The organism is Streptomonospora nanhaiensis (assembly GCF_013410565.1).
Lineage (GTDB): Bacteria > Actinomycetota > Actinomycetes > Streptosporangiales > Streptosporangiaceae > Streptomonospora > Streptomonospora nanhaiensis.
In genome coordinates this window covers 3,281,136-3,302,990 of sequence record NZ_JACCFO010000001.1, presented here as the reverse complement: position 1 = coordinate 3,302,990, position 21,855 = coordinate 3,281,136, and the positions used below count along the sequence as shown (strand labels likewise).

At 73.2% G+C, this 21,855-nt stretch carries 20 protein-coding genes; 11 read left to right on the top strand and 9 right to left on the bottom strand.

The features are described 5' to 3' along the window. Window positions 1-156 precede the first annotated feature (156 nt). Window positions 157-774, top strand: coding sequence for a DUF47 domain-containing protein (locus HNR12_RS14285; RefSeq protein ID WP_179767948.1), 618 nt, complete (start codon window positions 157-159; stop codon window positions 772-774). A gap of 51 nt (window positions 775-825) precedes the next feature. Then, window positions 826-1,854, top strand: a complete 1,029-nt coding sequence (locus HNR12_RS14280) for an inorganic phosphate transporter (protein WP_179767947.1) — start codon at window positions 826-828, stop codon at window positions 1,852-1,854. Between the two features lie 113 nt (window positions 1,855-1,967). Here the strand turns inward: HNR12_RS14280 and pstB are convergent, their stop codons facing one another. The 7 genes from pstB to HNR12_RS14245 form a co-directional block, all read right to left on the bottom strand. Continuing rightward, on the bottom strand, window positions 1,968-2,747 hold the full coding sequence (pstB, locus tag HNR12_RS14275; protein ID WP_179767946.1) for a phosphate ABC transporter ATP-binding protein PstB: 780 nt from the start codon (window positions 2,745-2,747) through the stop codon (window positions 1,968-1,970). A gap of 53 nt (window positions 2,748-2,800) precedes the next feature. After that, on the bottom strand, window positions 2,801-3,913 hold the full coding sequence (gene pstA, locus HNR12_RS14270; protein ID WP_179767945.1) for a phosphate ABC transporter permease PstA: 1,113 nt from the start codon (window positions 3,911-3,913) through the stop codon (window positions 2,801-2,803). Beyond that, entirely contained in the window at window positions 3,913-4,875 is a 963-nt protein-coding gene (pstC, locus tag HNR12_RS14265; RefSeq protein WP_179767944.1) for a phosphate ABC transporter permease subunit PstC, read from the bottom strand. The genes pstA and pstC overlap by 1 nt, the downstream gene beginning before the upstream one ends. Before the next feature lie 247 nt (window positions 4,876-5,122). Further along, the gene (gene pstS / locus HNR12_RS14260) at window positions 5,123-6,247 is read right to left on the bottom strand and encodes a phosphate ABC transporter substrate-binding protein PstS (RefSeq protein ID WP_179767943.1); all 1,125 of its coding nucleotides are present in this window, start codon (window positions 6,245-6,247) and stop codon (window positions 5,123-5,125) included. A gap of 319 nt (window positions 6,248-6,566) precedes the next feature. Continuing rightward, the gene (mshD, locus tag HNR12_RS14255; RefSeq protein WP_179767942.1) at window positions 6,567-7,526 is read right to left on the bottom strand and encodes a mycothiol synthase; all 960 of its coding nucleotides are present in this window, start codon (window positions 7,524-7,526) and stop codon (window positions 6,567-6,569) included. A 110-nt stretch (window positions 7,527-7,636) separates the two neighbouring features. After that, complete coding sequence (locus HNR12_RS14250) at window positions 7,637-8,674, bottom strand: hypothetical protein (protein WP_179767941.1); 1,038 nt, start codon at window positions 8,672-8,674, stop codon at window positions 7,637-7,639. Window positions 8,675-8,901: 227 nt separating this feature from the next. After that, on the bottom strand, window positions 8,902-9,669 hold the full coding sequence (locus tag HNR12_RS14245) for a winged helix-turn-helix transcriptional regulator (RefSeq protein WP_179767940.1): 768 nt from the start codon (window positions 9,667-9,669) through the stop codon (window positions 8,902-8,904). Between the two features lie 110 nt (window positions 9,670-9,779). Here HNR12_RS14245 and HNR12_RS14240 point away from each other — a divergent pair, with 110 nt between their 5' ends. From HNR12_RS14240 to HNR12_RS14205, 8 genes are all read left to right on the top strand, one after another. After that, window positions 9,780-10,040, top strand: coding sequence for a MoaD/ThiS family protein (locus HNR12_RS14240; RefSeq protein ID WP_179767939.1), 261 nt, complete (start codon window positions 9,780-9,782; stop codon window positions 10,038-10,040). A gap of 138 nt (window positions 10,041-10,178) precedes the next feature. Next, window positions 10,179-10,469, top strand: a complete 291-nt coding sequence (locus tag HNR12_RS14235) for a glutaredoxin family protein (protein WP_179767938.1) — start codon at window positions 10,179-10,181, stop codon at window positions 10,467-10,469. Window positions 10,470-10,733: 264 nt separating this feature from the next. Continuing rightward, window positions 10,734-11,426, top strand: a complete 693-nt coding sequence (locus HNR12_RS14230; RefSeq protein WP_179767937.1) for a redox-sensing transcriptional repressor Rex — start codon at window positions 10,734-10,736, stop codon at window positions 11,424-11,426. Window positions 11,427-11,532: 106 nt separating this feature from the next. Further along, window positions 11,533-13,023 (top strand): glutamyl-tRNA reductase, encoded by a 1,491-nt coding sequence (locus HNR12_RS14225; protein WP_179767936.1) that lies wholly within the window; start codon window positions 11,533-11,535, stop codon window positions 13,021-13,023. 2 nt (window positions 13,024-13,025) lie between these two features. Beyond that, window positions 13,026-13,967 (top strand): hydroxymethylbilane synthase, encoded by a 942-nt coding sequence (hemC, locus tag HNR12_RS14220; RefSeq protein WP_179767935.1) that lies wholly within the window; start codon window positions 13,026-13,028, stop codon window positions 13,965-13,967. Window positions 13,968-14,120: 153 nt separating this feature from the next. Then, window positions 14,121-15,815, top strand: a complete 1,695-nt coding sequence (locus HNR12_RS14215; RefSeq protein WP_179767934.1) for a bifunctional uroporphyrinogen-III C-methyltransferase/uroporphyrinogen-III synthase — start codon at window positions 14,121-14,123, stop codon at window positions 15,813-15,815. A 37-nt stretch (window positions 15,816-15,852) separates the two neighbouring features. Beyond that, window positions 15,853-16,836 (top strand): porphobilinogen synthase, encoded by a 984-nt coding sequence (gene hemB / locus HNR12_RS14210; protein ID WP_179767933.1) that lies wholly within the window; start codon window positions 15,853-15,855, stop codon window positions 16,834-16,836. Between the two features lie 95 nt (window positions 16,837-16,931). After that, the gene (locus HNR12_RS14205; RefSeq protein WP_179767932.1) at window positions 16,932-17,594 is read left to right on the top strand and encodes a bifunctional DNA primase/polymerase; all 663 of its coding nucleotides are present in this window, start codon (window positions 16,932-16,934) and stop codon (window positions 17,592-17,594) included. Window positions 17,595-17,934: 340 nt separating this feature from the next. Here the strand turns inward: HNR12_RS14205 and HNR12_RS14200 are convergent, their stop codons facing one another. Next, a complete protein-coding gene (locus tag HNR12_RS14200) occupies window positions 17,935-18,654 on the bottom strand; it encodes a hypothetical protein (protein ID WP_179767931.1) in 720 nt (239 codons plus the stop codon). Between the two features lie 12 nt (window positions 18,655-18,666). Then, window positions 18,667-19,161, bottom strand: coding sequence for a ribonuclease E activity regulator RraA (gene rraA, locus HNR12_RS14195; protein WP_179767930.1), 495 nt, complete (start codon window positions 19,159-19,161; stop codon window positions 18,667-18,669). 377 nt (window positions 19,162-19,538) lie between these two features. On the opposite strand from rraA, the gene hemL reads away from it, so the two are divergent. After that, window positions 19,539-20,828, top strand: a complete 1,290-nt coding sequence (gene hemL / locus HNR12_RS14190; RefSeq protein ID WP_179767929.1) for a glutamate-1-semialdehyde 2,1-aminomutase — start codon at window positions 19,539-19,541, stop codon at window positions 20,826-20,828. The last annotated feature ends 1,027 nt before the right edge of the window (window positions 20,829-21,855 follow it).

The window sequence follows — 21,855 nt, the reverse complement described above, 5'->3', positions numbered from 1 at the left end:
TCATGTAGTTCAAGTGAACAACGAGTAAAACCGCCCCTGGGTCGCGGTACGGGGGTGCCGCGCGGGCGCGCCCGCATCAGCGGAGTGACCCTTTTGCCCGATTAGTGCCCATAGCATCCCTGAATGAGGACGATCCCCGCACTTCGGGAGATAGATGTGCGTCTGCGCCTGACTCCGCGTGATGACAGCTACTTCGAGATGTTCGCCGACTCCGCGAACAACCTCGTCATCGCCGCGCGCCTGCTGGTGGAGCTGATCAGCGACGGCGCCGACCGCGATGCCATCGGCGAGAAGATGCGCGCCTGCGAGCACGCCGGCGACGAGAGAACGCACGCCATCATGCGGAGGCTCAACGAGAGCTTCGTGACCCCCTTCGACCGAGAGGACATCTACCGGCTGGCCTCCTGCCTGGACGACGTCATGGACTCCATGGAGGCCGCGGTCGACCTGATCGGGCTCTACGGACTGGAGCGGCTGCCCAAGGGCATCATCGACCAGATCGAGGTCCTGGAGCGCGCGGCCGAACTCACCGCCGAGGCCATGCCCCGGCTGCGCTCCATGAAGGACCTCACCCGGTACTGGATCGAGATCAACCAACTGGAGAACCAGGCCGATCAGATCTACCGCCGCCTCCTCGCCAACCTGTTCAGCGGGGAGTACGACGCCCTGACCGTGCTCAAGCTCAAAGACGTGATCGAGGAGTTGGAGACCGCGGCCGACGCGTTCGAGCACGTCGCCAACACGGTCGAGAGCATCGCGGTCAAGGAGTCCTGACCGAGCCGAGTCCCTAGGCCCCGCCCCGTGCCCTTCGCCACGCTCCTCGACATGCCCCTCGAAACCGCCTACCTGGCCGCCGTCGTCCTCGCCGCCCTGGTGTTCGCCTACACCAACGGCTTCCACGACGCACCCAACTCCTTGGCCACCGCCGTCTCGACCCGGGCACTGGGGCCGCGCGCCGCCGTCATCATGGCGGCGTGCATGAACGTGATCGGCGCCTTCCTCGGCGAGGGCGTCGCCCGCACCATCAGCCGCGACATCATCGTCCAGCCCCAGGGCACCGACGGCCTGACCGTGCTGATGGCGGCGCTGGTCGGCGCGGTCGCCTGGAACATCCTCACCTGGTACATGGGCATGCCGTCGTCGTCCTCCCACGCCCTGATCGGCGGCATGATCGGCGCGGCCCTGGCCTCGGCCACCAGCGTGCGCTGGTCGGGGGTGGCCACCGACTTCGCGCTGCCGATGGTGGTCTCGCCGCTCATCGGCGGCTTCCTGGGCTACGCGGTGATGCTCGCGATCCTGTGGACGTTCCGCTCGGCCAGCGTGCGCCGGACCAACCGGCAGTTCAAGATCGCCCAGAGCGTGTCGGCCGCCGCGATGGCGCTGGGCCACGGCCTGCAGGACGCGCAGAAGACCATGGGCGTGGTGGTGCTGGCCCTGATCGCGGTGGACGTCCACAGCGCCGCCAGCGCACCCGGCGGGGACGGCTACGACGTCCCGCTGTGGGTGGTGTGCGCCGCCGCCGCCGCGATGGCGCTGGGCACGCTCACCGGCGGCTGGCGGATCATGCGCACCCTGGGGCGGCGGGTGATCGAGCTGGACCCGCCCAAGGGGTTCGCCGCCGAGAGCACCGTGGCCGTGGTCTCCTACGCCACCTCGTTCATCTGGCAGGTGCCGATCTCCAACACCCACATGATCACCTCGGCGATCGTGGGCGTGGGGGCCGCCCGCCGCCTGTCGGCGGTGCGCTGGGGCGTGGCCGGCAACATCGTCGCGGTCTGGCTGGCCACCCTGCCCGGCGCGGCGCTCGTCGCGGCGGCGGCGTTCTACCTGCTCGACCTCGCCCTGCCGGGCTGAGCCGGCCGCACCGCCGACCGACCCTTCCGCTCCCCGCGGCGCCGCCCGCGACGCGAACGGGCGGGGGCGGGCGTGTGCCCCGCCCCCGCCCGTTCCCGCGGGGTCCCGGCCGATCAGCCGAAGCGGCCGGTGATGTAGTTCTCGGTCTCCTTCTTGTCGGGCTTGGTGAAGATCTTGTTGGTGTCGCCGATCTCGATGAGCTTGCCGGGCTTGCCGGTGTCCTCGACGTTGAAGAAGGCCGTGCGGTCGCTGACGCGGGCCGCCTGCTGCATGTTGTGGGTCACGATGACGATCGTGTAGTTCTCCTTGAGCTTGGAGATCAGGTCCTCGATCGCCAGCGTGGAGATGGGGTCCAGGGCCGAGCAGGGCTCGTCCATCAGCAGGACCGCCGGCTCCACGGCGGTGGCCCGCGCGATGCACAGCCGCTGCTGCTGACCGCCGGACAGGCCCGCGCCCGGCTTGTTCAGCCGGTTCTTGACCTCGTCCCACAGGTTGGCGTCGCGCAGCGAGCGCTCCACGATCTCGTCGGCGCGGCGCTTGCTGATGCGCTGGTTGTTCAGCTTGGCGCCGGCCAGCACGTTGTCGTAGATCGACATCGTGGGGAAGGGGTTGGCGCGCTGGAACACCATGCCGATCTCGCGGCGCACGGCCACGGGGTCGACGGAGGGGTCGTAGATGTCGATGTCGTCGAGCATCACCTTGCCGGTGACGCTGGCGCCCGGCGTGACCTCGTGCATGCGGTTCAGCGTCCGCAGGAAGGTGGTCTTGCCGCAGCCGGAGGAGCCGATGAAGGCGGTCACCGAGCGGGGCTCGATGGTCATGTTCACGTTCTCGACCGCGTGGAACTTGCCGTAATAGACGTTCAGGTCGGAGACGTCGATTCGCTTGGCCACTGGATGTCCTCGGAATACCTCTGGTTGGGAGTGGTGTGGTCGTGCGGGCGGTGTCAGCGGCCCAGCTTGGGTGAGAAGAAGCGCGACACCAGTCGGGCGGCGAGGAACAGCAGCATCACGACCAGGATCAGCGTCAGCGCCGCCGCCCAGGCGCGCTCCTCGGAGAACACGCCGGCGTCGCCGGAGGACCCCATGGCGCGGACCTGCTGGTAGATGAAGACCGGGAGACTCATCATCTGGCCTTCGGCCGGATTGGCGTTGATGCGGGTCGAGGACGTCCCCGCGGTGAGGATCAGCGGAGCCGTCTCCCCGATAACGCGGGCGAGGGCGAGCATGATTCCCGTGGTGAGCCCGGCCACCGCCGTCGGCAGGACCACCTTGACGATGGTGAGCCACTTGGGCACGCCCAGCGCGTAGGAGGCCTCGCGCAGGTCGGCCGGCACCAGCCGCAGCATCTCCTCGCTGGAGCGCACCACGACCGGGATCATCAGCACGGACAGCGAGATCGCGCCCGCCAGGCCGTTGGTCTGGCCGGGCCCGAAGATCATGATCCACAGCGCGACCACGAACAGGCCGGCCACGATCGAGGGGATGCCGGTCATGACGTCCACGAAGAACGTGATGGCGGCCTTGAGGCGGCCGCGGCCGTACTCCACGACGTAGATGGCGGTGAGCAGGCCCACCGGCACCGAGATCGCCGTGGCGATGCCGGTGATCACGAGCGTGCCGACGATGGCGTGGTAGACGCCGCCGGCGTCCATGCTCGGGATGACCCCGTTCATGGAGACCGACAGGAAGTACAGGTCGAACCGGCGGATGCCGTTGATCACCACGGTGGACAGCAGGGAGACCAGCGGCACCATGGCCAGCACGAAGCAGCAGTAGACCACCCCGGTCACCAGGCGGTCCGTGGCCTTGCGGCCGTTCTCCACGACCGCCGAGACCACCACGACGGCGATCAGGTACAGCAGCGCGGTCAGCACCGCCGCCGAGGCCGGGTGGAAGGACCCCAGGGCGAACAGGGCGCCCGACACGAGGGCCGCGCAGGCCACCAGCAGCACGGGGGGGAACCAGCCCGGCAGGGTCCGGGTGTGCATCGACGCCGTCCGCAGCGAGGGCCCCTCGCCCGGGGCGCCGGTGGCGGTGTTCTCAGTGGCGGTGGTCATCACACAAACTCCTTGCGCCGCGAGACGACGAAGCGCGCACCCATGTTGACGGCCAGGGTGATCGCGAAGAGGACGAGGCCGGCCGCGATCAGCGCCGAGACGCCGAACCCGCTGGCCTCCGGGTACTCCAGCGCGATGTGCGCGGCGATGGTCTGGTTGCCGCTCTGCAGCAGGAACGGCGAGATCACCAGCGACGGCGAGAGGATCATGGCCACCGCCATGGTCTCGCCGAGCGCGCGGCCCATGCCCAGCATCGCGCCGCCGATGACGCCGGGGCGCCCGAACGGCAGCACGGCCATGCGGATCATCTCCCAGCGGGTGGCGCCCAGGGCCAGCGCGGCCTCCCGGTTGGCCTGCGGCACCTGCTGGAACACGTCGCGGGACATCGCGGTGATGATCGGCAGGATCATGACCGCCAGGACCAGGCCCGCGCTCAGCATGGTGCGGCCGGTGGAGGAGACCGGGCCGGCGAACAGCGGGATCCAGCCCAGGTAGGACTCCAGCATCCCGTAGAACGGCCGCAGCTCGCCGACCAGGTAGACCACGCCCCACAGGCCGTAGACGACGCTGGGGATGGCCGCCAGCAGGTCGACCACGTAGCCCAGCACGGCGGCCAGGCGGCGCGGCGCGTAGTAGACGATGAACAGCGCGATCCCGATGGCGACCGGCGTGGCCAGCACGAGCGCGATGAGCGCGGCGAGCACGGTGCCGAAGATCAGCGCCGCGACGCCGAACCGGGGCTCCTCACTGGTGTTGGGGTCCCACTCGGTCGAGGTGAGGAAGTTGCCGGTGTTCGCCATGAGGGAGGGCACCGACTGGATGAGCAGGAAGGTGGCGACGCCGGCCAGGATCAGCAGGATCAGGATGCCCGCTCCTCGGGCAGAGCCGGCGAAGACGACATCGCCCAGCCGACGCTTGCCCTTGGGTATGCGGGCCGTCGCAGACGAGTCCGTGGTGGTCATGTGAGACTCCGGTCGATTTCGGTCATGGTTCGCCGCCGGGCGACGTGGGGCCGTGCCGCATGCGTCAGGGTCATGCGGCCCAAGGTGGCGCGGTGCGCCGCGCCGATCACATTCTGGTGGGCGGACGGAGCGCTTCTGCCACCGGCCACCGGCCCAGACATGCGAAAACCGCCGACGGCGGGGCCCGCACCTCGCGGTGCGCGCCCCGCCTCAGCGGACGACATCAGCAAGCCGACGATCAGTTCGATCAGGAGGCCGCGGAGATCTGCTCGATGGTGCCGGTCAGGGCGTCGCGGGTCTCCTGGCTCAGCGGGGCGGCACCGGCCTCGTCGGCCGCGGCCTGCTGGCCCTCCTCGCTGACCACGTAGCTGAGGAAGCTCTTGACCAGGTCGGCCTCGGCCTGCTCCTCGTACTCCATGCAGGCGACGTGGTAGGACACCAGGACGATCGGGTAGACGCCCGCCTCGTCGGTGGTGTAGTCGAGGTCGATCGCGTGGTCGTTCTCGGTGTTCTCCTCGCGGGGCTGCGAGGCGTCCACGATGGCGGCCGCGGCCTCGGGGCTGTACTCGACGAACTCCTCACCCACGCCCACGGCGACGGTGCCCAGCTCGCCCACGTGCGAGGCGTCGACGTAGCCGATGGTGCCCTCGCCGCCCTCGATGGCGTTCACCACGCCCGAGGAGCCCTGGGCGGCCTCGACCGGGTCGATGGGCCAGTTGCCGCTGACCTCGTGCGGCCAGTTGTCGGGGGCCGCCTCGGCGAGGTAGGCGACGAAGTTCTCGGTGGTGCCGGACTCGTCGGACCGGTTCACCGGGACGATCTCCTGGTCGGGGAGCTCGACGTCGGGGTTCTCCTCGGCGATCGCGTCATCGTTCCAGTTGGTGATCTCCTGGTTGAAGATGTCCGCGATGACCTCGGGGGTGAGGTTCAGGCTGTCGACGCCCTCAAGGTTGAAGGCGACGGCGATCGGGGCGATGTAGGCGGGGAGGTTCACAACCTCGGAGCCGTTGCAGCGCTCCGTGGCGTCCTCGGTCTCGGCCTCGTCCAGCGCGGCGTCGGAGCCCGCGAAGGCCACGCCGCCCTCGATGAACTGGGAGCGCCCGGCACCCGAGCCCACGGCGTCGTACTCGACGACGGAGCCCTCGCAGGCGCCCTCCCAGACGGCCTTCCAGGCCGCCATGGCGTTCTCCTGCGAGCTGGCGCCCGCGCCGGAGAGGGTGCCGCCGCCGTCGACACACTCGACGTCGCCGGCCTGCGGGGCGGCGGAGCCGTCGCCGCCGTTGCCGGTCGGGTTGTCGCTACCGCAGGCGGAGAGAGCAAGCGTGCCGGCGAGGGCGATCCCCGCGAACTGGCCGTACTTGGAGAGCTTCACAGCCCCGACGTCCTTCCTTTGGACTTCGTCACCTTTGGGCGAGCCCGGTCGATGACCTCGCCAAATGTGAAGGTAGGGACGAGAAGTGACGAGTTCTCCCAACCAGAGTGAACGCAAAGTGAACGACGGTACGAGGCTGCAAGAAGAAAAGTAAGCTCTTTGATGGCTGTGGGGTTAACCACGTCAAGGTCACGGCAATATCACGCCGACACGCCGTACGCCACCTGGGCGCGTCACCCGCGATCGGCGCGCCGTCACCCTCTGTGCCGTGACCCAATCGAAACCGCAGGTCGCGGCGGTGGGGCCGGTTGCTCTCCGCTCACGGGGCGGCGTACATCACATCGGCGTCCCACACCGAGAACCCCAGGGACTCATACAGCCGCACCGCGGCGCGGTTCTCCTCGTCGACGTACAGCAGCACCCAGGGCAGCCCGCGGTCGCGCAGGTGGCGCAGCCCGATCAGGGTCAGCACCCGCCCCAGGCCGGTGCGCCGCCAGGCCGGGCGCACGCCCACCACGTAGACCTCGCCCACGGGTTCCTCGGCCAGCCCCGCGCCGTCGGCGTGCACCTTGGTCCAGTGGAACCCGGCCACGGCCCCCGTGGCGGTCTCCTCGGCCACGAAGAAGCCCTCCGGGTCGAACCAGTCCTCGGCCGCGCGCTGGCGCAGGTCGGCCGCTGTGAGCGCGCCCTGCTCGGGGTGGTCGGCGAACGCCTCGGCGTTGGCGGCCACCCACGCGTCGTCGTCGGCGCCCGGCCGGAACGGCCGGATGACCAGCTCACGGGCCACGGTGTCGGAGAGCACCGGCTGGGGCAGCACCGCCTCGCCCAGCGCGGAGCCGGGGTCGCCGCCGCGCAGCCGCAGCCGCATCTTCAGCAGCCCCCGCGCCTGGGACCACCCGGCCGAGCGCGCCAGCGCCACGGCGCCCTCCAGCCGGCCGTGCGCCCATACGCGCACCCCCTCGGGGGCGGCGTCGGCGGCCAACGACCGCAGCAGCGCCCCGCCCAGCCCGGCCCGCCGCTCCGGCGGGGCCACCACGAGTTCGCCGGAGTCGGGCGCGCCCGGGGCGCGCTCGGCGTAGCCGAAGCCGGCGAGCCGGCCGCCGGGGCCCTGCGCCAGGTGGAAGCGGGCGGTGCCGCGCGGCGCGCCGTGGCGCACGCGCAGCAGGGTCTGCTCCGACAGCGGGGCGACGCCGTCGTGCGCGCGGGCGGACTCGGCGAGGTCGAGCACCGCCCGGGTCTCGGCGGGCTCCAGGGTGTCGGTGATGCGGACGTGGCTCATGGTCTTCGAGCCTAGACGGCGGGAGCGGGCGCGCGCCGACCGCCACGGGACGACCGGGCCGTGGGGGAGCGCGGGCGCGCGGGGCGCGGGGGCCGGGTGCGGCGCGGGGGTCAGCGCTTGCGGCGGCGGCCCCGGTAGGCCGTGGGGCCGGTGCGCACCCGGCGGGCGGGCGCCAGCGGCGTGGAGAACAGCAGCAACAGCAGCAGGAACAGCAGCAGCACGGCCGGGGTGACCGCCGACGCGGGGGAGGACTCGCGGGCGGCGACCTCGCTGGTGCCGTCGGATTCGCCCTCGCCGGGTTCGACGGTGGGGAGGTCGGCCAGCGGGTCGTCGCCGGAGGGCGGCTCCAGGCCGGGCAGCAGGGGATCGCCCTCGGGGAGTTCGGGGAGGTCGGCGGGGCCGTCGCCGAGGCCGCCGCGGCTCTCGGGCGCGCCGAGGTCGTCGCGGGTGGTAACCGGGCTGTGCGGGGGCGCGGTGGACCCGCCGCGCCCGGTGCCCGATCCGCCGCGGTCGCCCGTTCCGCCGCGGTTGTCGGATTCGGAGCCGCGGTCGCCGCCGCCCGAGGAGCCGCCGCCGTCGGAGCCGCTCGGTGGCGGCGGCGAAGAGGACTGCGGCGGGGAGGACGGCGGCGTGGTGGAGGGCGTGGGGGTGGGGGTCGGTGTGGGCTCGGGTTGGCGGATTCGCACCGTGAACGGCGCGATGGTCTGGGTGGTGGAGTGGTAGGGGCCGGTGTAGTCGGCGCAGTCGCGGTCGGCGGCGATGACGGCGTAGCTGAGCCGGGCCGTGACCCGGACGACGTCGGCCTCGGAATCGGGCTTGCCGCTGACCACGGCGGTGGCCGGGGGCTCCGGCTCCGTCAGCTCCTCGGCGGTGAACCCGTTGTCGACGGTGAGGTCGCCCAGGCACACCCGCTCGGTCAGCGGGTCGGCGCCGCCGGGGGAGACGGTCAGGGTGGACTCGGCCGGCTGGCCGGGGTCGACGGTGGCCGCCGCCGGGGCGAAGCTGAGCAGGGGGGCGTCGGACGCCGCGGCCGGCGGCGCGAACCCCACCAGGCCCGAACCCACGACCAGGGTTCCGACGGGCAGCGCGGCGGCCAGGCGCAGGGGCAGGGGGAAGCGGGTCGGGGGGAGCCGCTTGCCGCGCGACATGGCGTTGCCTCCTCGGTCAGGGCGCCGCTGGTGCGTGGCCGGCGCCGCCCGCGAGGTCATGGTCACGTGGAGCAGGGGAGCGGTCACGCACGCCGACACTGCTAACGCATCCTAGACAATCCCGGGCCCGTAAACGAGACCCCGCACACAGGCACCGGGGACGGCGCGGCGGTGCCGCGGCCCCGGTGGCGGCGGTGTCGTCGCAGGTCGGCGCGGGGCCGGCGGCGTCAGCCGGAGGCGGGGGCGGTGTGCGGGGAGTCCTCGGTGCGGCCGTCGCGCTGGGCGGAGGGGTCGGCGGCCTTGGTGGCGGGGTCGGGCACGAACCGGTAGCCGACGTTGCGCACGGTGCCGATCAGGGACTCGTACTCGCTGCCCAGCTTGGCGCGCAGCCGCCGCACGTGGACGTCGATGGTGCGGGTGCCGCCGAAGTAGTCGTAGCCCCAGACCTCCTGCAGCAGCTGGGCGCGGGTGAAGACCCGGCCCGGGTGCTGGGCGAGGAACTTCAGCAGCTCGAACTCCTTGAAGGTGAGGTCGAGGATGCGCCCGCGCAGCCGCGCGATGTAGGTGGCCTCGTCGATCACGAGGTCGCCGCGGCGGATCTCGTCGGGGTCGTCGGCGCCGGAGTCGGCCTGCCCGATCGCCAGCCGCAGCCGGGCCTCGACCTCGGCCGGGCCGGCGGAGGTCAGCAGGAAGTCGTCGATCTGCCAGTCGGGGGTGAGCGCGGCGACACCGCCCTCGGTCAGGACGGCGAGCAGCGGGCAGTCCAGGCCCGTGGTGTCGAGCAGGCGGCAGAAGTTGCGGACCGTGGCGAGGTCGGTGCGGGCGTCGACGAGGATGGCGTCGACGGGCATGCTGGACGACCGGTCGGCACCCGTGGACAGCAGCGCGCCCGCCTCGGCCGGCGCGACGCGCACCGAGTGCAGGAGCAGACCGAGAGCGGGTAGGACGTGGTCGGACGGTTCGTTGGAGTTCGTCAGCAGCAGCAGGTGGCTCATGCGTCTCTTCCCGTCACCCCGCGCAAGGCGGTTGTGGTCGAAGGCGCCGTTGCCCCCGCCGGAGAAATAATGAAGTGTTCGCCTCCGAGACCACCAAGGATAATCAACCGATGCTGAACGGAACCATCCGCTACTGGGCCGCGGCCAAGGAGGCCGCCGGCACGGCCGAGGAGCCCGTGACCGGCGCCACGCTGGCCGAGGTCCTGGAGCAGGTGCGCGCCGCGCACGGCGGCGACGATCGGCTGCTGAGGGTCCTGGAGCGCTCGTCCTTCCTGGTGGACGAGTACCCCGTGGGCACGCGGCCACACGACCAGGTGCAGTTGCGCGAGGGCAGCGTGATCGAGGTGCTGCCGCCCTTCGCGGGCGGCTGACCCGCTTTGGGGCGCGCGCCGCGCACGGCGGCGAGCGCCATGTCACAGGGGGCGCCGGTCACACGACCTGGCGGCCCGGACCACACGCGGAGCGGGGCGGCCCGCCGCGGCGCGGCGACGAACGGGAAGGGGGCGCCGATGTTCGGCAGGCGCAGGCGGGGGGAGGCCCCGGCGGCGGGCCGCACGGTGACCATGCTCGGCAAGGAGGGCTGCCACCTGTGCGCCGAGGCGCTGGCGGTCATCGAGCGGGTCACCGCCGAGGTGGGCGCGGCCTACGAGGTCCGCGACCTCGCCGACGCCACGCAGGAGGAGCGCGACGACTACTGGGACAAGGTCCCCGTGGTCTTCGTGGACGGCGAGCAGCACGACTTCTGGCGGGTCGACGCGGACCGGCTGCGGGCCGCCCTCACCGGCCGCGTCCGGCGCTGAGGCCCCGCCCGCCGGCGGGCGGGGCGGCGCCGACCGGGCGGCGCGTGTCAAGGGGGGCGCGGGCGGCCCGATCCGGCCGTCCACCGTTGGCCACCCCACTTTGTGCGCGCGTTCACAAGGGCGTAATCTGAGAGGCGGAATCCCAACCGGCCGGGGGCAGGGGAGCCGAACATCAGGGCCGTCGAGCGCCCGTGCCGACCGGACCAGTCGACGTGGCTGTCCCGACTGTGTCGACAGTCGACCGCCGCCCAGGAGCGCACGCCAGTGACCCCCCCTTCACCACGGCCCCGCGACCGGGGCATCCCCGAGGCGACTGTCGCGCGCCTCCCCGTCTACCTGCGCGCCCTCCAGGCCCTGGACGAGCGCGGGATCCCCACCGTGTCCTCGGAGCACCTCGCCGAGACCACCGGGGTCAACTCCGCCAAGCTCCGCAAGGACCTCTCCCACCTGGGGTCCTACGGCACGCGCGGGGTGGGCTACGACGTGGAGTACCTCATATACCAGATCTCGCGTGAGCTTGGTCTCACCCAGGACTGGTCGGTGGCCATCGTGGGCGTGGGCAACCTGGGGCGCGCGCTGGCCAACTACGGGGGCTTCGGCACCCGCGGATTCCGCATCGCGGCCCTGCTCGACGCCGACGAGTCGGTGCTGGGCGACCGGGTCGCGGGCCTGGCGGTCGGGCATATCGACACCCTCGCCGACGTTGTGCGCGAGGAGAACGTGTCGATCGGCGTGATCGCCACACCCGCCGCCGCCGCGCAGGACGTCTGCGACCGGTTCGTCGAGGCGGGCGTGACCAGCGTGCTCAACTTCGCACCGGTGGTACTCAATGTGCCTCCGGGCGTCGATGTGCGTAAGGTCGACTTGTCCATCGAACTGCAGATCCTGGCCTTCCACGAGCAGCGGAAGGCGGACGGCCACGCGGGCCCCGAGCTGATCGGCGGCGATCCCGCGTGAGGGGGGCCGCGCAGGGGGCAGCACGGACGGAAGAGGGGGCGCCCCCGCGCGTGCGGGGAACCTCGCAGGTACGGAGCAGCGGAACGCCGCCCGCATTGGAGTGCAGATGAGTGTCCTCGCCGTTGGGCTGAGCCACCGGAGTTCGCCCGTGGCGCTTTTGGAGCGCGTCGCCATGGAGGGGCAGACGCGCCTGAAGGTCATGTCGGAGATGGCGGCGGCGCCCTCGGTCAACGAGGTGCTCATGGTCTCCACGTGCAACCGCACCGAGGTCTACGCCGACGTCGACAAGTTCCACCCCGCCGTGGCCGCCATCACCGAGCTGCTGTCCTGGCACACCGGCGTCCCCCTCAGCGAGCTGTCGCAGCACGCCTACGTGCACTACGAGGAGCGCGCGGTCCAGCACCTGTTCTCCGTCACCTGCGGGCTGGACTCCATGGTGGTCGGCGAGGGCCAGATCCTCGGGCAGGTCCGCAACGCCCTCAAGGACGCCCAGCAGAGCGGCACCCTGGGCCGGGTGCTCAACGACCTCGGCCAGCGGGCGCTGCGCGTGGGCAAGCGCGCCCACACCGAGACCCACCTCGACCACGCCGGCGCCGACATGGTCGGCCTGGGCCTGCGCGTCGCCCTTGAGCGGCTGCGCGGCACCGGGGCCGACACCGGCACCGCCGACCTCGCCGCCGCGCCGGCCGGCTGCCCGGTCACCGGCGCAGGGCAGGGCGCCGCCGCCGGTGAGGCCGCCGCCGACGTCGCCGCCGCGCTGCCCGAGCCCCAGCCCTTCACCGGGCTGCGCGTGCTCGTCCTGGGCGCCGGCTCCATGAGCGCGCTCTCCGCCAACACCGTCGCGCGCCAGGGCGCCGCCGCCGTCACCGTGGCCAACCGCACCTACGAGCGCGCCGAGCGGCTCGCCGAGTGCCTCACCGAGGCCTACGAGCCCCTGCGCGCCCGCGCCGTGCCCGCCGACCCCGACACGGTCGCCGACGCGATCGCCGAGGCCGACCTCGTGATCTCCTGCACCGGCGCCCAGGACCTCGTCGTCACCCGCGACCAGGCCGGCGCCCGGCCCCGGCCGGCCGGCCGCCCCCTGGTGTTCCTCGACCTCGCCCTGCCGCGCGACATCGACCCCGCCGTGCGCGGCCTGCCCGGCGTGCACGTGGTCGACATCGAGGACCTGCGCCAGGCGGTCGCGCAGGGCGCCGACGACTCCTCCGCCCGCGCCGGCGCCATCACGCTGGCGCGCGGCATCGTGGACGAGGAGGTCGCCGAGTACCAGAGCGTGCGCCGCGCCGAACTCGTCGCGCCCACCGTGGTCGCGCTGCGCAGCAAGGCCCGCATGGTCATGGAGTCGGAGCTGGCGCGCCTCCAGGGCCGGCTGCCCGACCTGGACGACCGGACCCGCGGCGAGGTCACCCACGCCATGCGCCGGGTGGTCGACAAGCTGCTGCACCAGCCCACCGTCCGCGTGAAGGAACTCGCGGCCGGACCCAACGGCGACACCTACGAGGCCGCGCTGCGCGAGCTGTTCGACCTCGACCCGGCGCGCCCCGACGCCGTCACCCGCATCGACCCCGCGCCCGGCGGCGCGGACCAGGGAGAGTGACCATGGCCCCGGCCCGGCTCGGCACCCGCCGCAGCACCATGGCCACCACCCAGTCCCAGCAGGTGGCCGACGCCATCACGGCGCGCACCGGCGTGGCCGTGGAACTGAAGCTGATCACCAGCTACGGCGACATCACCCGCGCCCACCTCACCCAGCTCGGCGGCACCGGCGTGTTCGTCAACAACCTGCGCGACGAGCTGCTGTCGGGCGGCATCGACTTCGCGGTGCACTCGCTCAAGGACCTGCCCACCGCCCCGGCCGAGGGCCTGACCGTGATCGCCGTCACCGAGCGCGACGACCCCCGCGACGCCCTGTGCGCCCGCGACGGCCGCAAGTTCTCCGACCTGCCGGCCGGGGCCACCGTGGGCACCGGGTCGCCGCGCCGCGTGGCCCAGCTCGCCGCGCTGCGCCCCGACCTGTCCTACGTCCCCATCCGCGGCAACGCCGAGACCCGCCTGGGCAAGGTCACCTCCGGCGAGCTGGACGCGGTCGTCCTGGCCTACGCCGGTCTGGCGCGCGTGGGCCGCCTGGACGACGTCACCGACGTGTTCGAGGCCGAGCAGGTCCTGCCCGCGCCCGGGCAGGGCGCGCTGGCCGTGGAGTGTCTGGCCGAGCGCGCCGCCGCCGACCTCGCCTACCTCACCGCCGTGGACCACGGCCCCACCCGCGCCGCCGTCACCGCCGAGCGCACCGTGCTCGCCGAGCTGGAGGCCGGCTGCGCCGCGCCCGTCGGCGCCTACGCCGAGTGCCACGACGGCCGGCTGCTGCTGCGCGCCGCCGTGGTGGCGCCCGACGGCGGCCAGGCCGTGCGGCGCGAGCGCGGTATCGCGCTGGGCCAGGACACCGACCCCGTCGAAGCGGCCGCCTCCCTGGGCCGGGAGCTGGCCCGCGAGATGATCGGGGAAGGAGCCGACCGGATCGTCGCCGATGCCGCGGGGGGATAGCACCGGCGGCGATGACGCAAGCAGGACGCGTGGCGCGCAGCGCCCGCTATCGCCGCGCCCCCATCCCGGGCGCGGCCGGCAGGAGCCGTGCGGCGCTGCCGCGGACACCCGGACCGGGGGCGGGAGTCCGAGCCGACAGTCAAGGAGCGCACAGTGAATCCGCAGAGTGAGACCCAGGAGCCGCGTCCGGAGACCGCCGGTGCGGCCCGGAGCGGCCACGTGGCCCTGGTGGGCGCCGGACCCGGCGACGCCGAGCTGCTGACTCTGCGGGGCGCCGACGCGCTCGCCAAGGCGGACGTGGTCATCCTGCTCCGCGAGCCCGGCCCCGAGCTGGCCAAGTACCGCACCGGACTGCTGCGCCACTGCCGCGAGGACGTCACGGTCATCGAGCCCGCCGAGAGCGGCGCCGAGATCAACGCGCTGGCCGTGGGCCACGCCCGCGAGGGCCGCCGCGTCGTGCGCCTCTACAGCGGCGACCCGCTGCTGGGCTGCCGCGGCGCCGAACTCGCCGCCGCCTGCCGCGCCGCCGGGGTGGAGTACGAGGTGATCCCCGGCCTGTCCTCGATCACCGCCGTGCCCGCCTACGCCGGGGTGCCGCTGCTGCCCGAGGGCGTCGGCGAGGTCCGCGTCGTCAGCGCGCTCGAACCCGACCTGGACTGGGCGCGGCTGTCGGAGGGCGTGCCCGAGGGCGACGCCTCGCTGGTCGTGCTGTTCCCCGACCTGCCCGACGACGACGCGCCGCGCGGCGGTCCCGGCTTCGACCGGCTGTGCAAGACGCTGATCGCCGCGGGGCGGCCCGGCACCACCCCCGTGGCGGTCGTGCGCATGGGCTCCACCACCGAGCAGACCACCGTGCGCTCGACGCTGTCCCGGCTGGCCGCCGACCTCAAGGCCGCCGACGCCAAGGGCCACAACGTCACCTCCCCGGCCATGCTGCTGATGGGCAGGGGCGTCACCACCGACAAGGAGCAGGGCTGGTTCGAGAACCGGCCGCTGTTCGGCTGGCGGGTGCTGGTGCCGCGCACCAAGGAGCAGGCCGCCAGCCTGTCGGAGCAGCTGCGCGGCTACGGCGCGGTGCCCGAGGAGGTGCCCACCATCTCGGTGGAGCCCCCGCGCACGCCCCAGCAGATGGAGCGCGCGGTGCGCGGCCTGGTCACCGGCCGCTACCAGTGGGTGGCGTTCACCTCGGTCAACGCGGTGAAGGCGATCCGGGAGCGGTTCGAGGAGTACGGCCTGGACGCCCGCGCGTTCGCCGGGGTCAAGGTCGCCGCCGTCGGCGAGCAGACCGCGGCCGCGCTGCGCGCCTTCGGCATCCAGCCCGACCTCACCCCGCCGCCGGACCGCCAGTCCGGCGCCGGGCTCGTGGAGGTGTGGCCGCCCTACGACGCCGAACTCGACCCCATCGAGCGGGTCCTGCTGCCGCGCGCCGACATCGCCACCGAGACCCTGGCCAAGGGCCTCACCGACCTCGGCTGGGAGGTCGACGACGTCACCGCCTACCGCACCGTGCGGGCCGCGCCGCCGCCCGCGCCCGTGCGCGAGGCGATCAAGGGCGGCGGGTTCGACGCCGTCCTCTTCACCTCCTCCTCCACCGTCCGCAATCTCGTGGGCATCGCCGGAAAGCCGCACAACACCACCGTCATCGCGGTGATCGGGCCCGAGACCGCCAAGACCGCGGCCGAGTTCGGCCTGCGCGTGGACGTGGTGGCGCCCACCACGTCGGTTTCGGCCCTGGCCGCCGCGCTCTCGGAGTACGGTGCCGCACAACGGGCCGAGGCGCTCGCGGCGGGCAAGCCGGCGCTCAAGCCCAGCCAGAAGCGGCGCGGGCGGCGCCGCAAGACCGTATGACCGCGTGACCGCCCCACCGCCTGATCGGGAGACCCCTATGAACGCCCGTTACCCCGTGGCCCGGCCCCGCCGGCTGCGCCGCACCCCGGCCCTGCGCCGGCTGGTCGCCGAGACCCGCGTGCGGCCCGAGGACCTGATCCTGCCGATGTTCGTCAAGGAGGGGATCGCCGAGCCCAACCCGGTGGGCTCCATGCCGGGGGTCCTCCAGCACACCCGCGACAGCCTGCGCAAGGCGGCGGTGGAGGCGGCCGAGGCCGGGGTCGGCGGGGTGATCCTGTTCGGGATCCCGGCGGAGAAGGACGAGCGCGGCTCGGCCGCCGACGACCCCCGGGGCATCGTGCAGCTGGCCCTGCGCGACCTGGCCGCCGAGGTCGGCGACGACCTCGTGCTGATGGCCGACCTGTGCCTGGACGAGTACACCTCGCACGGGCACTGCGGCCTGCTCACGCCCGAGGGCGAGGTCGACAACGACGCCACCCTGGAGCGCTACGCCTCCATCGCGCGCGCCCAGGCCGAGGCGGGGGTGGCCGTGGTGGCGCCCAGCGGCATGATGGACGGCCAGGTCGCGGCGATCCGCGCGGCCCTGGACGAGTCCGGGCACACCCAGACGGCGATCCTGGCCTACGCCGCCAAGTACGCCTCGGCGTTCTACGGGCCCTTCCGCGAGGCGGCCGAGGGCGCGCCCCGGTTCGGCGACCGCACCGGCTACCAGCAGGACCCGGCCAACGCCCGCGAGGCGCTGCGCGAGGTCGAGCTGGACATCGCCGAGGGCGCCGACATGGTCATGGTCAAACCCGGCCTGGCCTACCTGGACATCGTCGCCAGAGTCGCCGACGCGGTCACGGTGCCCGTATCGGCCTACCAGGTCAGCGGCGAGTACGCGATGGTCGAGGCGGCCGCGGAGAAAGGCTGGATCGACCGCGAGCGGGCCATCATGGAGACCCTGCTCTCCTTCCGGAGGGCGGGGGCGGCCCAGATCCTCACCTACTGGGCCACCGAGGCGGCACGACTGCTCCGGTAACCGGGGAACACCACGCTTCCCCGTCGGCTCGCGGTCGAGGCCGGGGAGGCGCACCCACCGGCCTCGACCGCGACACGACGAACGGGGAGGCACCCATGGCCGAGGTCCTGCAGCGGCGCAAGCGCCGGCGCGGCACTCACGACAGCATGCTCAACGCGGCACTGCGGTACGCGGCCCTGGGGTGGCCCGTGTGCCGCGGGGCGTCGCCGCTGGGCGCGAACGGACGCGCCTGCGGCTGCGACCGCATCGGCTGTCCCGACCCGGGCGCGCACCCGGTCGCGGCGACCTGGGGGCTGGAGGCCACCACCGACCCCGAGACGATCACCCGCTGGTGGACGGCGACCCCCGACGCCAACGTCATCCTGCCGACGGGGCGGGTCTTCGACGTCTTCGACGTCCCGGCGGCGGCGGGCGTGATGGCCCTGGCCCGCATGGGCCGGTCGGGCGTGCACACCGGCCCGGTGGCGGCGGTCGACGCCCGCCGGTACCTCTTCTTCGTGGCCACCCGCTCGCCCGCCGACGAGGACGAGTGGTGGTCCTGCCATCTGGACTGCGTGCCCGAGAGCATCGCCGAGACCCCCGGGCTGCGCTGGCACTGCCGCGACAGCTACGTCCCGGCGGCCCCCTCGATGCTCCCGTCCGGCAACCCGGTCACCTGGATCCGCGCCCCGCTCGAAACCCCCAACCCGGCCGACCTGCCGGACCCGATCGCCGTGCTGGACATCCTGTCCGACGCCTGCGAGGAGTTCCAGGGGTAGAGGCGCGTCCTGGCGGGTGATTTCGTCTCATACCTTGAGACGACTGGGGCGTGCAACCGCTCTCCAGGCCCGTATCAGGCGACCGGCCGACGCTGAGAGCGGGATCGTCGGCGGATCGCGGTGCGGAGAGCGGCCACGCCCGCCTGTCCGGCGCCGCCGCATCCGCCGCCCCCGTCCGGGGGTTCAGCCACCGCGCCACCGGAACCGATGACCGCCGGGGCGGGGGTTCCGCTGCCGTTGGCGCCCGTCGTCGCGGGCTTCGCCACATGCCTGCGCATCCGCCGGCCGCCGGGTCGGACCGAAGGGCGGTGACCCGGACCCCGGGCCGGCCGGGCCGCGCCTAGGCGGTGGGTCGGTACTCCTCGGCCACCGACCGGCGGATGGACTCGGCCAGGGCCTTCCAGTCGTCGGTGTGCTCGGCCCAGGGCGGGATGACGGTGGGGCGCGGCTCGTCGCCCAGGCCGCCGGTGAACAGGTAGCGGTGCGGGACCATGGTGAGGTGGCGCAGGACGTCGATCCGGTCGTCCACGAAGTGGGTGATTCCCAGCCGCTCGCACACCGGTGCCTTGTCGCCCCGGTTCAGCACGAAGTGCATGCGCTCACGGGTGATCCCGGTGCGGCGCTCGAAGTCATGGTGGTGCAGCCACTCGATGGTTCGGTGCGCGGTGTCCGGCTTGGCCTTGGAGATCACGTAGACCCGGCCGTCGAACGGGCCGGCGGCGAGTTCGGCCAGCGCCTCGAAGGCGCCCTCCACGGCCGGAGTGCGCATCGGGTGCTCGCCGAAGAACGAGGTGTCCTGGTCGCCGTCGCTGCGGCGGATGATCACGCCGCCCACGTCCACGCCCAGCGCCGGCACGCCCGGCGGCCGCCCGCCGGCGGGGCCGCCGAGGCCCTCCGCGCCCCCGCCCGCGTGAGGCCCCGCACGCTCGCCCACGCGGTGGTGCACCCGCTCCGCCCGGCCTTCCCGCTCCACCCGGTCCTCCCGGTCCGCCCCGTCCACCCGGTCGGGCGCCTGGCCGCCGTCCCCGCTGCCGTCGCCGCCGCCGTTCAACCCACTCACCTGTGCCACTCCCTACCCCGGAAGGTCCAGCTTCTCCTCGCTGACGACGATCCCGTCGTCATCGCTGTACAGCCACGCCTCCGGGGTGAAGACCACGTTGCCGAAGGCCACCGGGGCGTCGAGGACCCCGGCGCCGGTCTTCGCCGACTTGCGCGGGTTGGAGCCCAGGGCCTTGATGCCCAGATCGACCTTGGCGAGTTCGGCGACGTCGCGGACCGCGCCGTTGATGACGACCCCGGCCCAGCCGTTCTCCTGCGCCGCCTTGGCGATGAGGTCGCCCATCAGCGCCGTGCGCAGCGACGCGCCGCCGTCGACCACCAGCACCCAGCCCTCGCCCGGCTGGTTGAGCTGCTCTTTGACCAGCGCGTTGTCCTCGTGGCACTTGACGGTGGCGATGGGGCCGTGGAAGGCGCTGCGGGCGCCGTACTGGCGGAACTGCGTCTCGCAGCTCGCCAGGGCGTCGCCGTGGGCGTCGATCAGGTCGGCGGTGGCGAAGACCTCGGGCATGGGAGTGTCCTTTGCGTGCGGAGGCCGGCTGCCGGGGCACCGGCCTCGTGCGGTCTCATCCGGTCTCAACGACGTGGTGCCGTCTCAACCTACTGATGCCGACCGCGCGGCGGTAACGCGGGAGCCGCCGGAACGCCCCCTGCCCGCACACCCTTCCGGGCCGAAACACCGCGTGGCGCCGGGGCCGTGTGCCCCGCGCCCCACCGCGTCGCCGTCTTGGCAGTGCCCCGCGGTTCCCGGTAGGGCGCCTCCGCGGCGTGCCCGCGGCTCCCTGCGCCGCCCTCTCCGCGGCGCCCTCCGGCGCCTCTCGGGCTCGCCTCGGCGCGCCCGCGGCGGGGTCGGCGCGCGGACCGCGGCACCGCTGCCACACTGGAGGCGTGGGTAACGACAACACTTCCGCCGAGCTGTTCCAGCGTGCCAGCGCCGTCGTCCCCGGAGGGGTGAACTCCCCGGTCCGGGCGTTCGGCGCCGTGGGCGGCACGCCGCCGTTCATGGCCTCGGGCTCGGGCCCCTACCTCACCGACGTCGACGGCAACACCTACGTCGACCTGGTGTGCTCGTGGGGCCCGCTGATCCTGGGCCACGCGCACCCCGCCGTCGTGGAGGCGCTGGCCGAGGCCGCCGCCAAGGGCACGTCCTTCGGCGCGCCCACCCCCGGCGAGGTGGAGTTGGCCGAGGAGATCATCGCCCGCACGCCGGTGGAGCAGGTCCGCCTGGTCAACTCCGGCACCGAGGCGACGATGTCGGCGATCCGCCTGGCGCGCGGCGCCACCGGGCGCGGCCGGATCGTGAAGTTCGCGGGCAACTACCACGGCCACGTGGACTCCCTCCTGGCGGCCGCCGGATCGGGCATGGCGACGTTCGCGGTGCCCGACACCCCGGGTGTCACCCGGGCCGGCGCCGCCGACACCATCGTGCTGCCCTACAACGACATCGACGCCGTGGAGCGGGTGTTCGCCGAGTCCGGTCCGGACATCGCCTGCGTCATCGTGGAGGCGTGCCCGGCCAACATGGGCGTGGTCCCGCCCCGGGACGGGTTCAACGCCCGGCTCAAGGAACTGACGGCGGCCCACGGCGCGCTGCTCGTCCTCGACGAGGTGCTGACCGGCTTCCGGGTCAGCCGCTCGGGCTGGTACGGGCTCGAAGGCGTCGCCGCCGACCTGGTGACCTTCGGCAAGGTCATGGGCGGCGGCCTGCCCGCGGCCGCGTTCGGCGGGCGCGCGGACCTGATGGCCCACCTCACCCCCGGCGGGCAGGTCTACCAGGCGGGCACGCTGTCGGGGAACCCCCTGGCCACGGCCGCCGGGCTGGCCACGCTGCGCAACGCCACCGACGACGTGTACGCCCGCATCGACGCGGTGTCGGCGCAGGTCGCCGACGCGGTCGAGCGTGAACTGTCGGCGGCGGGGGTGCCGCACCGCGTGCAGCGCGGCGGCAACCTCTTCACCGTCTTCTTCACCGACACCGAGGTCACCGACTTCGACGGCGCCCGCGCGCAGAACACCGACCGCTTCGCCGCGTTCTTCCACGCGATGCTGGAGCAGGGCGTGTACCTGCCGCCGGCGGCGTTCGAGGCGTGGTTCTTCTCGGCCGCGCACGACGACGCCGCCATCGACCGGGTGATCAGCGCCCTGCCGCGCGCCGCCCGGGCCGCCGCCGAGGTCTAGCGGGCCGCCCGGGACCGGGGCCGGTCCCGGGGGGACCCGCCCCGGTGGACGGTTGTCGGTTCGCCCCCGGTGGTTGATGCGGATGACGGGGCGGCGACGGCGGCGGGGGCGTGGGGCGAGCTGTCATCGGACGCCCCCTCGTGGTCGAGGTGTGCGATGAAGGCGCCGACGGCGGGTGCCTGGGGCGACTGCCTTCGGTCCGCATCCAGTGGTTGTCGCGGGTGACGAGGGCGGCAACGGCGGCGGGCGGCCCGGATGGGCGGTCATCGGTGCGCACCCCAGTGGTTGAGGTATGCGACGGGGCGGCGAGGGCGCCGGGGGCCGGGATGGGCGGTCATCGGCGCGCCCCCGTGGCTGTTGCGGGCGACGGGGCGGCGACGGCGGCGGATGGCCGGGGCGGGCGGCGTGGGTCCGGTCTGTCGTGGGTTCCTGTGACCGGCCCCGTTCCCAAACCTGGTCAAATGGGACGCCAGCGCTCTGGAATCTCACATGGTGAGACAAAAATGGCCTCTTTCACCGCGAGATGCGCCTTCGGGTCGCCTTTTTGAACCGCAGGCCGACTTCGTCGCCCTTGGAAACGGGCATTGCAGACATAAGGGTGCCGCCTTCGCCTTGGTTGTCTCATATCGTGGACACTATGGTTCTCATGGGGCCTCTCCGGGGCCGCTGTGCCCGCCTTTGTCAGGGACAAAAAGGGCAAACCTTGAGGAAACGCCGCGCCGCGCGCCGACGAGGTGCGGGTTTTGGTTCCCCGCCCCCGTCGCGGAACCACCCCGAGCCGAGGCACCGGCACTGACACCGCCGTGCGATCGGGCCGCGCCCGTCGCCACCTCGGCCGTCCACCCCGCCGGCCGATGGCCGCGTGCCGCTGACCGCGGCCGCCTGCCGACCGCCGCCGCCTGCTGTCCCGGCCCCCGCTGCCCCGTCCTCCCTCGTTCCTCCGCGTGATCGTTTGGGCGGATCTGTTCCCCAATGGGTAGTTCAGCTTTCAATTACCTGCTTCCGGCGTTAAACGGCGCTTTATGAT

Bases quoted from the DNA above. Each gene is read 5' to 3' on its own strand.
- HNR12_RS14240 (WP_179767939.1), top strand. From the start codon at position 9,780: ATGCTGAACGGAACCATCCGCTACTGGGCCGCGGCCAAGGAGGCCGCC.
- HNR12_RS14205 (WP_179767932.1), top strand. From the start codon at position 16,932: ATGGCCGAGGTCCTGCAGCGGCGCAAGCGCCGGCGCGGCACTCACGAC.
- pstA (WP_179767945.1), bottom strand. From the start codon at position 3,913: ATGACCACCGCCACTGAGAACACCGCCACCGGCGCCCCGGGCGAGGGG.
- mshD (WP_179767942.1), bottom strand. From the start codon at position 7,526: ATGAGCCACGTCCGCATCACCGACACCCTGGAGCCCGCCGAGACCCGG.
- rraA (WP_179767930.1), bottom strand. From the start codon at position 19,161: ATGCCCGAGGTCTTCGCCACCGCCGACCTGATCGACGCCCACGGCGAC.
- hemB (WP_179767933.1), top strand. From the start codon at position 15,853: ATGAACGCCCGTTACCCCGTGGCCCGGCCCCGCCGGCTGCGCCGCACC.
- HNR12_RS14235 (WP_179767938.1), top strand. From the start codon at position 10,179: ATGTTCGGCAGGCGCAGGCGGGGGGAGGCCCCGGCGGCGGGCCGCACG.
- HNR12_RS14280 (WP_179767947.1), top strand. From the start codon at position 826: ATGCCCCTCGAAACCGCCTACCTGGCCGCCGTCGTCCTCGCCGCCCTG.
- pstC (WP_179767944.1), bottom strand. From the start codon at position 4,875: ATGACCACCACGGACTCGTCTGCGACGGCCCGCATACCCAAGGGCAAG.
- HNR12_RS14225 (WP_179767936.1), top strand. From the start codon at position 11,533: ATGAGTGTCCTCGCCGTTGGGCTGAGCCACCGGAGTTCGCCCGTGGCG.
- HNR12_RS14245 (WP_179767940.1), bottom strand. From the start codon at position 9,669: ATGAGCCACCTGCTGCTGCTGACGAACTCCAACGAACCGTCCGACCAC.
- HNR12_RS14250 (WP_179767941.1), bottom strand. From the start codon at position 8,674: ATGTCGCGCGGCAAGCGGCTCCCCCCGACCCGCTTCCCCCTGCCCCTG.
- hemC (WP_179767935.1), top strand. From the start codon at position 13,026: ATGGCCCCGGCCCGGCTCGGCACCCGCCGCAGCACCATGGCCACCACC.